Here is a 13,679-nt window from a genome sequence, read left to right as displayed (position 1 = left end):
ATAACGATAACATACTGATTTTATGTAAATATATCGTTGGCACACTAATTGAATAGCTTTATTTAGACACATTGTTGAATGGCGAATCTCAATTATCAACGGCGGTAATTGCAGAGAAAGCAACGGCGCTACGACTCCTCGGAGTCGTGGCGCTTTTTTTTTGGAGAAAATCGATGAAAAAGAGATGGACAGTTGGCGTATTAACAAGTTGGTTGGCGTTTGCTTCACCGGTTGTACTCGCAGAAGTCGGCGAGGCTGAAAAAGAGGACTTAAAGTTTGGCTTTATCAAATTGACCGACATGGCACCGTTGGCGATCGCTTATGAAAAAGGATTTTTTGAGGATGAAGGGCTGTATGTGACGCTAGAAGCGCAGGCCAACTGGAAGGTGCTGCTCGATCGCGTGATTGATGGTGAACTGGATGGCGCGCACATGCTGGCAGGCCAACCACTGGGTGCCACCATCGGCATTGGCACGCAAGCCAAAGTGATCACCGCATTCAGTATGGATCTCAACGGTAACGCGATCACCGTGTCGAACGATGTTTGGCAGCAAATGAAACCCAATTTGGCCAAAGGCAGTGACGGTAAACCCGTTCACCCCATCAAAGCCGATGCCCTTAAACCTGTCGTAACAAGTTACCGCGACCAAGGCAAAGCGTTCAATATGGGCATGGTGTTTCCCGTTTCAACGCATAACTACGAGCTGCGCTACTGGCTCGCGGCTGGGGGGATTCATCCTGGCTATTATGCGCCGCATAAAGGCGACAACAGTGGCCAAATTAATGCCGATGTGCTGCTCAGCGTTACGCCGCCACCACAAATGCCAGCCACCATGGAAGCGGGCACCATCAAAGGCTATTGCGTTGGCGAACCTTGGAACCAACAAGCGGTGTTTAAGGGCATCGGCGTGCCCGTGGTGACCGACTATGAGATCTGGAAAAACAACCCAGAGAAGGTATTTGGTGTTGCACAAGATTGGGCGGAAAAGTACCCCAATACCCATATCCGCGTGGTCAAAGCCCTGATCCGTGCGGCGCATTGGTTAGATGAAAACGATAACCGCAATCGCGCCGAAGCCGTGAAGCTGCTTTCACGCAGTGAGTACGTCGGCGCCGATGCGGAAGTGATCGCCAATTCCATGACTGGCACGTTTGAATACGAAAAAGGCGATAAGCGACAAGTGCCCGATTTTAATGTGTTCTTTCGCTACAACGCCACCTATCCCTACTACAGCGATGCGATTTGGTACCTCACACAAATGCGCCGTTGGGGACAGATCGAACACCAGAAACCGGACTCATGGTACATGGACATCGCCAAGCAGGTGTATCGACCAGAGATTTATCAACGCGCGGCAGAAGCGTTAATCGAAGAAGGGACATTGAGCGCCAGCGATTTTCCTGACTTTGCCAAAGAAAGTGGTTTTCGCCCACCGCAAACTCACTTCATTGATCAGATCCACTATGACGGCCGTAGCCCCAATGCGTATCTGCAGCAGTTCGCCATTGGCCTGAAAGGCGCTGAGTCACTTTAACGCATCAATGAATAACAAGGAGTCGTTATGTCAGGAAATGTTATTTCGCTTATTCCCAGTTCACAGGCGGTGGCGGACAAAAGTCGGCTGATTCTGCTGCCCATGATTGGCTTACTGGTGTTTTTGTTGGCGTGGCACTTAAGTGCACGTCAAGTCGAAACGTCGCTTGGCACATTGCCAGGTCCGGTGGATACCTTTCAACAGTTTTCTAATTTGCTCACAGAGCACCACAATGAGCGCGAAAAGGAGCAGCGCTTTATTGAGCGGCAGGAGCAACGCAACGCAGCCAAGCTGGCAAAAGATCCTACAGCGGAAGTGAAAATTCGCCCATATACCGGCAAACCGACCTTTTTCGACCAAATCATCACCAGTTTGGTGACGGTGGCTTGCGGGTTTATGTTGGCAAGTCTCATTGCCATTCCACTTGGCATTATTCTTGGGCTGAACCAAGGGCTCTACATGGCGTTCAACCCAATCATCCAATTGTTAAAGCCGGTTTCACCTTTGGCGTGGTTGCCGATTGTCACCATGGTGGTCAGTGCAACCTACGTCAGTGATGACCCGCTTTTTGCCAAGTCTTTCGTCAACTCGCTGTTTACCGTGGCGTTATGCAGCTTGTGGCCAACCTTGATCAACACAGCGGTTGGCGTAACCAGCGTCGATAAAGATCTCCTCAACGTGAGCAAAGTATTGAGACTTTCATGGTGGCGACACATCCGCATCATTGTGCTTCCATCGGCCATCCCAATGATGTTTACCGGATTACGCCTTTCGTTGGGCATTGCATGGATGGTGTTGATCGCCGCAGAAATGTTGGCGCAAAACCCAGGGCTAGGAAAGTTTGTTTGGGATGAGTTTCAAAACGGCAGCTCTGATTCACTTGGCCGCATCATGGTGGCAGTGATTGTGATTGGCTTGATTGGTCTTCTGCTCGATCGCGGCATGTTGCAATGCCAGCGTTGGTTGTCGTGGAACAAACAGATGTCGTTAAGATAGGAGTCGGCACTATGTCTAAATCGTTTTTAGAACTGACGCAACTTGGGATGCGCTTTCCTACCCCTCAAGGGGAGTTTATCGCGCTGAAAAACGTCGATATGCAGATCCAAAAAGGGGAGTTCATTTCACTGATTGGCCATTCTGGCTGTGGAAAATCAACCGTGCTGAACTTGGTCGCTGGGCTGCACCTGCCGACCGATGGTGGTGTGATTGTCGATGGTAGAGAAGTGAGTGGCCCGGGGCCTGAGCGCGCGGTGGTGTTCCAAAATCATTCACTGTTGCCTTGGTTAACCGTTTATCAAAACGTTGAGTTGGCCGTTAAGCAGATTGCCCAAGGTCAGAGCAAAGCGTGGGTGAAAGAGCAAGTGCACCACTATTTGGATTTGATTCAAATGGCGCACGCCGCCGATAAAAAGCCGGATGAAATCTCAGGCGGTATGAAACAGCGGGTGGGCATTGCCCGAGCGTTGGCCTTACAACCTAAAGTGCTGCTGATGGATGAGCCGTTTGGCGCGTTGGATGCGCTGACTCGTGCGCGATTGCAAGATGCACTGATGGCCATTCAAGCCGAGCTCAACAACACGGTGATCATGATTACGCACGATGTCGATGAAGCGGTTTTGCTTTCCGACAAAATTGTCATGATGACCAATGGCCCCGCGGCGACGATTGGTGAAATTCTCCCGATTGAGTTGCCAAGACCACGTGATCGCGTCGCTTTGGCGGACGACCCGCAATACCAACACTATCGCCAAGCTGTGTTGAGATTCTTATACGAGAAACAAAGCAAAGGCGAAGCGGCAACGGCGCGCACCGCACAACACTCGCAAGCAAAACCGATAAAAACAGCCTGAGGACAAACGCATGGAAAGCATAGTGATCATTGGCAATGGCATGGTAGGCCATCAACTGGTAGAGCAGCTCGTCGCCACTGGCAGCCATTTAGAAAAAAGAATTATCGTGATTGGGGAAGAGCGATTCGTCGCCTATGACCGCGTTCACCTCTCGGCGATGTTTTCAGGACAAAGCCACCAAGACTTATTACTCAGCAGTGAAGAGTGGTATCAGAAGCATGGCATTGAGCTGATATTGGGCGTTGCGGTGGTGGGCATTGACCGACAAAGCAAAAGAGTCACATTGGAAGATGAAAGCCAACTGAGTTATGACCAATTGGTGTTTGCTACCGGCTCTTACCCATTTGTGCCCCCGATGGCAGGGCGTGAGCGCAGCAAGGTGTTTGTCTACCGAACCTTGGATGATCTGTCGCAGATTAAGCAAGCGTGTCTTGGTGCGAAGAAAGGTGCCGTGATTGGAGGAGGGTTACTTGGTTTGGAGGCGGCGAATGCCCTAAGGCTGCTTGGTTTAGAAACGCATGTTGTTGAATTTGCGCCACGCTTAATGCCAGTCCAACTTGATGAGGGTGCAGGCGCGGTGCTGAAAAGCAAAATTGAGCAACTTGGCTTAACGGTGCATACCTCAACCGCCACCGAAAAAATCATTGATGGTGAAACGGCTTACCATCGCATGGTGTTCAAGGATGCCCCGCCGCTGGAAGTGGATGTGATCGTGTTCTCGGCGGGCATTCGACCGAGAGACCAACTGGCTCGCGATTGTGGCCTTGAGCTGGGCGAGCGCGGTGGCATCGTGGTCAATAACGCGTGCCAAACCAGTGATAGCGAGATTTACGCCATTGGCGAGTGTGCACTGTGGCAAGGAAAAATCTTCGGCTTGGTGGCACCTGGATATGCGATGGCGAGAGTAGTGGCGCAGCAACTGAGAGGGGGCAGCGAGGCTGAGTTTAGCGGCGCAGACATGAGCACCAAGCTCAAATTATTGGGGGTGGATGTGGCATCGATAGGTGATGCGCATAAAGCCACACCGAAGGCGACGGAAATGGTACTGCACGATGCGGCTGCGGGCATCTACAAAAAATTGGTGGTGGATCAAAGTGGCACCACCTTGTTGGGCGCGATCTTAATCGGCGACAACCAAGATTATGATGTGCTGCTGCAAAGCTACTTGAATAAAACCCCACTGCCGCAGCCTGCGGTCAGTTTGTTGTTTGACGCCAGTGCGCTAAAAGGGGATGTCAGTGACAACACGGTGATCTGTTCATGTCACAACGTTACCAAAGGCGATCTGATCAGCGCGATTCAGGCGGGTGCGCATGAGCTTGGCGAGTTAAAAGCACAGACCAAAGCCGGTACTGGGTGTGGCGGTTGCAGTGCCATGGTCAAATCGGTGCTTGATCAGCAACTGAGCGTGATGGGCTTAGAAGTGAATACCCAGCTTTGTGAGCACTTTAGCCAAACGCGGCAGGCGCTTTATCACATATGCCAAGTCGAGAAAATTCGCGATTTCGATAGTTTGTTGGCGAAGCACGGTAAGGGGCATGGTTGCGACATATGCAAGCCCACTGCAGGGTCGATTTTCTCGTCATTATGGAATGAGCACATCATGGAGCCGGAACATTCACCTTTGCAGGATTCCAACGATGCGTTTATGGCCAATCTGCAAAAAGACGGTTCTTACTCTATTGTGCCCCGTATCCCTGGTGGCGAGATTACCCCAGAGAAGCTCATCGTGTTAGGGGAGGTGGCTCGCCAGTACGACCTCTACACCAAAATCACCGGAGGTCAACGCGTTGACCTGTTTGGTGCTCAAGTGGAGCAGTTACCGGAGATTTGGCAAACCCTGATCGATGCTGGATTTGAAACCGGCCATGCTTACGGAAAATCCGTGCGCACGGTGAAATCTTGTGTCGGTTCAACCTGGTGTCGTTATGGCGTGGATGACTCAGTGGGTCTAGCCATTGAACTTGAGAATCGTTACAAAGGACTGCGAGCGCCGCATAAACTGAAGTTTGCTGTATCAGGGTGTACGCGTGAATGTGCTGAAGCGCAAAGCAAAGACATTGGCGTGATCGCGACAGAAAAAGGCTGGAACTTGTATGTGTGTGGTAACGGTGGCATGCGTCCAAGACATGCTGATCTGTTGGCGGCTGATTTGAGTAAAGCAGAGCTGATTAGGCTGATCGACCGTGTGTTGATGTTTTACGTGCGCACGGCGGATCGTTTGCAACGCACCTCCGTGTGGTTGGAGAATCTTGATGGCGGATTGGATTATCTCAAAAGCGTCGTTCTGGACGATTCGCTCCATCTGTGTGAGCAACTTGAGCAGCAAATGGCGCATGTCGTGGACACGTATCACTGTGAGTGGAAGCAAACCTTAACCAATCCTGAAAAATTGATGCGTTTCAGACCGTTCATTAACTCAACCCAGCAGAGCACGCTATTGGGCTACCAACGTACGCGTGGCCAGCGTATTCCTGTCAAACTGGAGGATTAAGCGATGCAAACTAAACAATTTATCTGCCATCTCAATGAACTGAAAAGTGACCATGGCCATCCTGTGTTATTGAATGATGAGCAAGTGGCGATGTTCTATGTGCCTAAGGAGGGGGTGTTTGCGATACAAAACTGGGACCCGATTGGCAAAGCTTTTGTATTAAGCCGCGGCATTGTCGGGGATATCCAAGGTGAGCTCTGCGTTGCCTCTCCGTTGTATAAACAGCATTTTTGCTTAAAAACAGGTAAGTGCTTTGAAGATGATGCGGTCAAGCTAATGACATGGCCAGTGCTGGTGGAAAACGACGCCGTTTACGTTCTAGGCTAGTGCTCCGAGCGACCTAAAACGACAACAAAAAAGACAATAAAAAGGCCAAGTGAAAACTTGGCCTTGGTTTTTATCTGCTGGATAACGTTCAACTACGGCGTGGGAGCCTCAATAAAACCGTAGTCAATCAGGGCTTGCTCAGATTCAGGGTGGATAAAGAGCCCATCCCAAATCTCACCTTGAGAACCAATGGTGTTGCCATTCCATTCTGTCGAGACAGTAAAGCCTTTGACGTTAAACTGAATACCATTACTGTAGGCAAAGCCCATGTAGGTGGTATTGTTTTGCGTCACTTGGTTATCGTCAACGAAGGAGTAGCTCAAGGCTATGATGCCATTTTCAGCGTCATGTTCTTCCCAAGTAAACTGGATATTTTCATCCGTGCTGACAAACGTACCAGTTTTATTGGCTAAGAACGTGAGTGTGCCATCTTCATCTTTCATTACCAATTGTTCACCAATGAAAGTGGAGGTGAATTTGGCCGCGCGATAGGCGGTATCATCCACACAACCTTTCAGTGCATCAGCGTAGGTGTCGAAGGAGAAGAAGGTGGTTGGCACTTCGTTCACCTCATCCCAGTCACTATTGGAGGTTTCGCAATAGGTAAATGGTTGGCTGAGATCCACTTCTTGATAGAGACCAAGTGAGATTTCACCCGTTTCTGGATCAAACGTTGCCATGGAGAGAATGCCATCTTCATCCACATCCATGATAGCGCGTTTGTAATCCCAGATATTCTGAGCGTCGTCGCCAAACTCAAGCGTGCCTTCTTGGTTTACCATCCAATATTTCGTGCTTGGCGTACCATTTTTGAAGCGTAATGCTTCGTTGTTGGCGGCATACGCTTGGACTCGCGTTTCCCCACTGCTATTGACGCGATAAAGTACCGCACCTTCAGGATCCATCACGGGTAACTGACAGTCGGCGATTTGCGCTTGGAAATCCGCAAGGGTTGCACCAGAGGCGACTTCGGTGATTGGACACCAACCGGGTAGATTAACCGCACCAATCAAGGCTTCTTTCGCGGTTTCGTTCAGTAGGTAGCCCTCATCATCGTCTTCACTTTGTCCTGCAAGTAGATAGTCGCCGCTATGAACAATCCCACCGTACACAGAAAGAATGAGTTGTTGTGAGTCGTTATCCCAAACGTCGCCCCATGCTTCAACCACACTATCCGGCACGCTATAGCGAATGATGGTTTCACCGTTGACAACCACTTGACTCCACGTGCCAGTGCCGTTAATGGTGACTGTTCCAGGGGCTTGAGTACTTTCGTTCCACCAATCAAGCGTCATAAAACGCGTCGTACCATCAGAGACAAACTGGACACCAACGTGCATGCCAATTGAAATGCCTTTCGCGGTATGTACATCGTCACCCGTTTGAGAAATGTCCGCTGGGGCGACTTGAATTTCCGTTAGGTTGGTGGCGTTATGACCGTCGTCACTCGTATTGCCGGATGCTCTCCAGAACCAAGGTTTGAACCATAGGAAGTATTGGTCAACGTCAGCAGTGAGTTTAACGATGCCCCCTTCCGCTCCTTCTGGGAACACAGCGTCTGCGTCTACGTAATCACCGAGTTCACCAGAGTGCTCAGCCATGTTGAGGCCACTTAGGTCTTTAACGTAACCATAAGCAGTATTTGTTAGGCTTGGAACCTCTTCCGGATACACCGAAACCGCATCACTGTTGATGGCGATAGCGTAAGTGTCGTTGAATGTTTGCCATCCATTTGGACCCAATACAATATCGTCTTCATCGTTGGCATCAGGCTCGTCGGCCACTTTACGACCATCAGGCAACATTTGATATGCTTCGGTTACCGTACCTATGTTGTTGGCCAAGGTGAATTTTTCAACATAAATTTCGACGCTTTCGGTGCCAGTAGCATCGTTGTACTCATGATCAGCCCATAGTGCGTAGAACATAGAGTTGTTTTGCATAAACTGGATAACTTGTTCTATCGGGTTGAGATCAGGCACGGTTGGGTTGCTGTCATCGACGTCCAAGATACCGTCGTTGTCATCGTCGGTGTCTGCATTATTACCGATGCCATCTTTATCTGTATCTATCGTTTCCTCAGGGTTGAGCGGGAACGCGTCGTCACCATCAAGTGCACCGTCGTTATCATCGTCAGTATCGGCGTTATTACCAATGCCATCTTTATCGGTGTCGAGAGTTTCTTCGGGGTCTAACGGGAACGCATCGTCAGCATCGAGGGTGCCATCGTTATCATCGTCGGTATCGGCATTGTTACCAATTCCATCGTCATCAGTATCTGTTGTTTCCTCTGCGTCGAACGGGAAAGCGTCTTCGACATCGAGGGTGCCGTCGTTGTCATCATCCGTATCGGCATTGTCGCCAATATCATCTCCATCACTGTCTAACCATTCTTCGCTATTGTCTGGTGCCCAGTCTTGACTGTTGGCAACGCCGTCACCATCGCTATCATCTTCGAATGTGACCGTGCCCGTTTCTGGGTCAAACGTGCCCACTTTGTCATCGAGGTTGAGCTCTTCACCTTCGCCCAGTGCTGATTTCTCTGTTTCAATGTGCTCTTTGGTTTCGGTGTTGACGGTTTGCGCTTCGGTTAGAAATGTACTCGTGGTTGTGGTTTCTTCATCTGCTTCTGATGCAAGCTCCTCTGGGGTTTCCGGTAGTACGCCAGAAGAAACCAGTGTTTTCGCGCCGAACGCGGCTTCGACATCGTTATCCTCAATGTAGTCACCAAGTACGTCATCGCTCGTGATGCCAAGTTGAGTGGCGACGGTTTGGACTGCTTCATCTTTGGTTAAGGTTTCGTCACGTTCGAGTAAAACATGAACCATTGTAGAAAGTGGGGTAATATCTTGTTCACCAGCTGGGGCAGACATGACGTAATCTGTAGCGATCGTGTTACCGGTGTCTTCGTCTACGGTTTTCCCTTTGATTGCTTTTACCACGATCGGGTAGCTTTCAGGGTTATCTATTCCTGTAACATCTAGGGTCGCCTTACCTCCGGCGCCAGTGGTCGCTTTTGGTTCACCGGTATCCCAAATGAAGTTCTTGTTTAAGTCCAACCAAACCTGTGCATTTTGTAAGTAGCCATCGATTGCTGTTACGGAGTAGGAGCTGGAAGAGCTTCCTCCAGAGGAGCTTGAGCTTCCCCCGCCACAGCCCAATAGGCCAACGCTGACACTGAGTCCTAGTGCCATAACGATTTTGTTTTTATTCATAAGCCACCCTTAGCTTTACTGTTTAGCCATATAAACCGTAGGAATGCTTTTAAAAGGCGTCAAACACAAAATGGCTTAGAAAGTATGAGAGGTAACTTTGAGTTTTTTAAGTAAAATATATTTTAAAACAGTTGGTTATAATTTTGGTTGAGTCTTTGCTTTTTTAGTAAATGATTGATAAGTCAATCATTGGTTTATTTTGATCGGGTAACCAATTTAGGCAAAAGTTTGAGATTTATCACTAAATGTATGCTACTTTCGCCGTAATTTTCAGCAGCCACGATATCGTTTTCCTGAATGAATATGATAAGTGTTTGAAGTTTTAGACAAATGAATCTACGCCATTCGATCTGATGAAAAACAAATCGAGGCTGTTGTAGTGAACCGACAAAGAGAGTCGACATTGATATGCACAAAAAGCTCGCTTTTTCTCTATTAATTTTACTTCTTCTCGCTTTGTCTATCGTGACTTGGGACGTGTTTGTTGATCAAGATACGGCTTCATATCCCCAAACCCGCTCGGTAAAAACGTTAGCCTCCCCCGAAGAGCAGCTCAAAACCTTTTCTGCTCATCATCCGTTACTCAACATCATGCCATTGGTTCAGATAGAACCCGATAAAGCGCAAGCGTTACTCGCTGAATGGGAGAAGGGGACAAAGTGGGAAACTCAGCATCACAGTGCAAGAGCGGATCTAGAGCATATTTATACCTTGCTGATTAAACGTGAAATCGCCAAAACACAACAATCTCAAGAGCGAGTTGACCAGTTAACTGGCCAGTTAGAGCAGTTTGCGTCTCAACGAAAAATGGCTTGGTTGAGTGCCCAGTTGATTATCGAAAAAGCGGGACGAGAGTTGAAGCAAGGCCAGTTTGATGAGGGGTTAAAACACGTCGAACTCGGTATGGCGATGGCAAATGAAAACGGCGCCGATTTCCTGTTACTGGAAGGTTTTAACACCTTGGGTATCTTGTACAATGCCACCAATCAACTAAAGCGCTCACAATTGGCGTTTTACCAAGGGTTAGAATTAAGTGCAAGGTTTCCTAAGAGCGCGTTTATTGGCCGTTATCTTAACAACTTGGGGCTGCTTTATGTTCATTTAGAACAGTGGGATAAGGCATTGGATTTTCTCCAACGGGCCGAAACATTCTATGAAGCGATCGGTGTAACTCAGCCCAATCGCCAACTGGTGATATTGCTTAATCAGTCGTTTGTTTACCAACAGCTTAAACAAAAGGAGCAAGCCAAAGCCGCGTACGATAGGGCCTTACGTTATTTTGGCGAGAACACCTCGACGTATTATCGGATTTTGAAACTTAAAAGTGAGGCTCGGCTGTATTTGCTTGATGAAGAGTTCGAACGTGCGATTGATGTCGCCATCGCCTGTGTCAAGCTCGATGCAAAAAATACCTATCCTTTGCAAAATGGCATTTGCACTTATATTCAGGCGGAAGGCTATCTCGCGGGTAAACAGTTGGATGCGGCGCAAAGTGCAGTGGATAGTGCCATTGCCACATTTGAACATTTACAACATGCTCGTTGGACCATTCGTGCCCATTTATTACGGGCCAACATTCTCGAAGCTAAAGGGCTGCATGCAGAAGCGTTAAGCCTTTATAAGAAGTATTACGCCCAAGAGAAACAGCAAATTATTGGTGAAGTTCACGCTCTACAAACCTCCTTTGAAGTACAAGAAGTCGCGAAAGAGCGCGATCTATACGAAGCGCAAAATCAGCTGCGCGAATTAGAGCGTAGTTTGAATGAGCAGCGTCAGCGCATTCTAATGATTTGGATTGTGATTGTCGGGCTACTCTTGCTTTTGGGAGTGCGCAGAATGGCCATTATTCGTAAGCACAACCTTCATCTACAAACACTGTCTTATGTGGACCCGCTGACAGGGGCCAACAATAGACGTTTCTTCCAAAGGGAAATTGAAACACCAAGTCTGCTCAATCGTGCCCACCTCTATCGAATTGTCCTTGTTGATCTTGACTGGTTTAAATCCATCAACGATACGCATGGTCATGAGATTGGGGATTTTGTCCTCGTTGAAACCGCCAAACGCATCAAACAACAGTTGGCATCCGATGAGTTGTTTGTACGCTGGGGTGGTGAAGAGTTTCTTCTGGTACTCAAAAATGACGATGATCTTCCTTTACGTTTGCAAAAGCTGGTGGAGTCGATTCGGACTTCCGATTATCAATTGAAAGGGAAAAGTTACAACATCACTATTTCAGTAGGGGCGAGTGAACCTTGCGGTCTCAATGAGTTGAAAAACAGCTCTGACGCCTTTGTTACCGCGGATATGTGCCTTTACCAAGCGAAAAGTTTGGGACGTGATCGCGCGATTACCCCTGAGCAAATTAAGTGAGCGCGACAAATCGCGACGCACTCTCTTTGGGACTAATGGGACTGGGCAAGTTTAACTTGTTGATATGCCTGAATGATGCGCTCAACCTCTTCGCCATGGCCACGCTTTAATCGTTCGTAATGAGCAATGGTTTTCTGTTGGTAGCGTACAGCCAAGCGCGAATCGGCCTCATGCCATAACTGTTCACCAGTGACACTGATTGGCGTGGTAACTGTTGGAGCATTACTGATGTGTAAGATTTCGTAGAAGCGTCGATTGTCTTCGACCAGTCGCTCCGCGATAAGCCGGAAGTTCATACCGTGCAATGCGTCTCGCAAAGTGTAAAGGTGATGGACAGGGCAGAGCAGAAACTCCAACTCTGAGTGTGGATGGTTATCCTGAATACGCTTAACCAGATCTAAAGCCAGATCCCCACCAACGCCTGCTATGATGATCAAATGTTTACCAGTGTGCTTGGCGAGAGGTAGATCACCCACGTCCATGCAGTGCACTTGCCAATTCGCAGCCTGTACATCGCCAAATTGCGCAAGAGTGTGAGAGATTTTGTCGGTCAGTGTTGGGACGATGTCAACGAAGTGAACTATAGTGCTTGGAGAGCGTCGTAGCAGTTCAAAACCAAGGTAGCCATGATCACAACAGCAATCCCAAATATGGTCATACTCTTGATTCACCATTTCAGCGATAGCTTGAATGCGTTTGCTCAGTTTCAAATGGGCTCTCCGGTGTGTTGCTTAATCGTTGGGACGCGGATTGTAAAATGATTTTAGAAAGAGACGAAGAGAAATCGCAATGCCAGTTGAGCTTTAGTCATGGCAAAGTACAATACAGACAGCAAGTAGCCATCGCAGAGCGGAGATAACGATGAACAACAAGGTTCCGGCGAATATCATTACGGGTTTTCTCGGTGTAGGAAAAACCACCACCATTCTCAATTTACTGAAAGAAAAGCCAGCCAATGAAAAGTGGGCGGTTTTGGTGAATGAGTTTGGCGAGATTGGCATTGACGGTGCAATGATGACCGACAGCGGCGCGCTGATCAAAGAAGTACCGGGTGGCTGTATGTGCTGCACCGCAGGCGTGCCGATGAGTGTTGGTATCAACACATTGTTGCGTCAAAAGCCCGAACGTCTGCTTATCGAACCAACAGGGCTTGGTCACCCGAAACAAGTGATTGCCACATTGACGTCTGCGCAATATGAACCGTATGTCGATCTCAAAGCGACCATTGCGCTGGTGGACCCACGTAACCTAAGCGATGAAAAGTACCTGAGTAACCAGAACTTTAATGATCAACTCGACAGTGCGGATGTGGTGATTGGCAGTAAAGTGGACCTTTGTACTTCGCATGACATTGACGTTTTCAATGATTGGGTGACCGACCAATCGCCTTCCAAAGTCTTTAGTAAGTTGATTCATGATGGTCAGTTGCCGATAGAAGTTCTGGATATTGAACGTGTTTACGGCAGTGCTTCAACGCATATTGAGCCGCATCACCACCATCATGCGGAGATGGAGCCACAGTTTGAATTGCCACCTGGTCGTGCTTTTGTGCGCAAAGAGAATAAAGGCCAAGGGTATTACAGCTGTGGTTGGTTGATTGGTGCTGAATATCGCTTTGAGTTTGAAGCGCTTTTTTCAATGTTCTCTGCATTAACTGCAGAGCGAGTGAAAGCGGTGGTGAACACAGATCAAGGCTGTTACGCTTTTAACGTCGCCAATGGCGTTGTGTCGGTGAATCAAATGAGCTTGGAAGGATTCGAATCCAGAATCGAAGTTATCGACTCGCAGCTAATGCCATGGGATGAGCTTGAAACGATCCTGCTGAAATTGGCGAATATTCACGGATAGAAAGTGAATGAATCGTGTGAAAGCCAGTGATTTTCAT

At 48.4% G+C, this 13,679-nt stretch carries 9 protein-coding genes; 7 read left to right on the top strand and 2 right to left on the bottom strand.

The genetic code is table 11. The features are described from left to right. Positions 1-173: 173 nt before the first annotated feature. Genes PQQ36_RS02300 through nirD form a run of 5 tightly spaced genes read left to right on the top strand, consistent with a single transcriptional unit; the run spans position 174 to position 6,206 of the window. On the top strand, positions 174-1,535 hold the full coding sequence (locus PQQ36_RS02300) for a CmpA/NrtA family ABC transporter substrate-binding protein (protein ID WP_237282529.1): 1,362 nt from the start codon (positions 174-176) through the stop codon (positions 1,533-1,535). A 27-nt stretch (positions 1,536-1,562) separates the two neighbouring features. Further along, a complete protein-coding gene (locus PQQ36_RS02295) occupies positions 1,563-2,531 on the top strand; it encodes an ABC transporter permease (RefSeq protein WP_065091185.1) in 969 nt (322 codons plus the stop codon). An 11-nt stretch (positions 2,532-2,542) separates the two neighbouring features. Continuing rightward, positions 2,543-3,385 (top strand): ABC transporter ATP-binding protein, encoded by an 843-nt coding sequence (locus PQQ36_RS02290; protein ID WP_011081348.1) that lies wholly within the window; start codon positions 2,543-2,545, stop codon positions 3,383-3,385. Positions 3,386-3,395: 10 nt separating this feature from the next. Further along, entirely contained in the window at positions 3,396-5,879 is a 2,484-nt protein-coding gene (gene nirB / locus PQQ36_RS02285; RefSeq protein ID WP_273660290.1) for a nitrite reductase large subunit NirB, read from the top strand. Positions 5,880-5,882: 3 nt separating this feature from the next. Beyond that, on the top strand, positions 5,883-6,206 hold the full coding sequence (gene nirD, locus PQQ36_RS02280; RefSeq protein WP_045597989.1) for a nitrite reductase small subunit NirD: 324 nt from the start codon (positions 5,883-5,885) through the stop codon (positions 6,204-6,206). Positions 6,207-6,298: 92 nt separating this feature from the next. Here the strand turns inward: nirD and PQQ36_RS02275 are convergent, their stop codons facing one another. Beyond that, entirely contained in the window at positions 6,299-9,421 is a 3,123-nt protein-coding gene (locus PQQ36_RS02275; RefSeq protein WP_273660289.1) for a hypothetical protein, read from the bottom strand. Between the two features lie 408 nt (positions 9,422-9,829). On the opposite strand from PQQ36_RS02275, the gene PQQ36_RS02270 reads away from it, so the two are divergent. Beyond that, positions 9,830-11,794 (top strand): tetratricopeptide repeat-containing diguanylate cyclase, encoded by a 1,965-nt coding sequence (locus PQQ36_RS02270; protein WP_273660287.1) that lies wholly within the window; start codon positions 9,830-9,832, stop codon positions 11,792-11,794. A gap of 32 nt (positions 11,795-11,826) precedes the next feature. On the opposite strand, the gene PQQ36_RS02265 is transcribed toward PQQ36_RS02270, so the two are convergent. Next, positions 11,827-12,504, bottom strand: coding sequence for a tRNA (adenine(22)-N(1))-methyltransferase (locus tag PQQ36_RS02265; protein WP_061058080.1), 678 nt, complete (start codon positions 12,502-12,504; stop codon positions 11,827-11,829). Between the two features lie 151 nt (positions 12,505-12,655). Between PQQ36_RS02265 and PQQ36_RS02260 the strand changes: the two genes are divergently transcribed. Then, entirely contained in the window at positions 12,656-13,642 is a 987-nt protein-coding gene (locus PQQ36_RS02260; RefSeq protein ID WP_015727986.1) for a CobW family GTP-binding protein, read from the top strand. Positions 13,643-13,679 lie beyond the last annotated feature (37 nt).

The sequence above is a fragment of the Vibrio sp. CCUG 15886 genome (genome assembly GCF_028570825.1).
Lineage (GTDB): Bacteria > Pseudomonadota > Gammaproteobacteria > Enterobacterales > Vibrionaceae > Vibrio > Vibrio vulnificus_B.
This window is presented reverse-complemented; position numbering and strand designations above follow the sequence as displayed.

What these genes read in the sequence shown, in the direction of transcription:
- PQQ36_RS02270 (WP_273660287.1), top strand. Translation starts at nt 9,830, where the DNA reads ATGCACAAAAAGCTCGCTTTTTCTCTATTAATTTTACTTCTTCTCGCT.
- PQQ36_RS02295 (WP_065091185.1), top strand. Translation starts at nt 1,563, where the DNA reads ATGTCAGGAAATGTTATTTCGCTTATTCCCAGTTCACAGGCGGTGGCG.
- PQQ36_RS02300 (WP_237282529.1), top strand. Translation starts at nt 174, where the DNA reads ATGAAAAAGAGATGGACAGTTGGCGTATTAACAAGTTGGTTGGCGTTT.
- nirB (WP_273660290.1), top strand. Translation starts at nt 3,396, where the DNA reads ATGGAAAGCATAGTGATCATTGGCAATGGCATGGTAGGCCATCAACTG.
- PQQ36_RS02275 (WP_273660289.1), bottom strand. Translation starts at nt 9,421, where the DNA reads ATGAATAAAAACAAAATCGTTATGGCACTAGGACTCAGTGTCAGCGTT.
- PQQ36_RS02290 (WP_011081348.1), top strand. Translation starts at nt 2,543, where the DNA reads ATGTCTAAATCGTTTTTAGAACTGACGCAACTTGGGATGCGCTTTCCT.
- nirD (WP_045597989.1), top strand. Translation starts at nt 5,883, where the DNA reads ATGCAAACTAAACAATTTATCTGCCATCTCAATGAACTGAAAAGTGAC.
- PQQ36_RS02260 (WP_015727986.1), top strand. Translation starts at nt 12,656, where the DNA reads ATGAACAACAAGGTTCCGGCGAATATCATTACGGGTTTTCTCGGTGTA.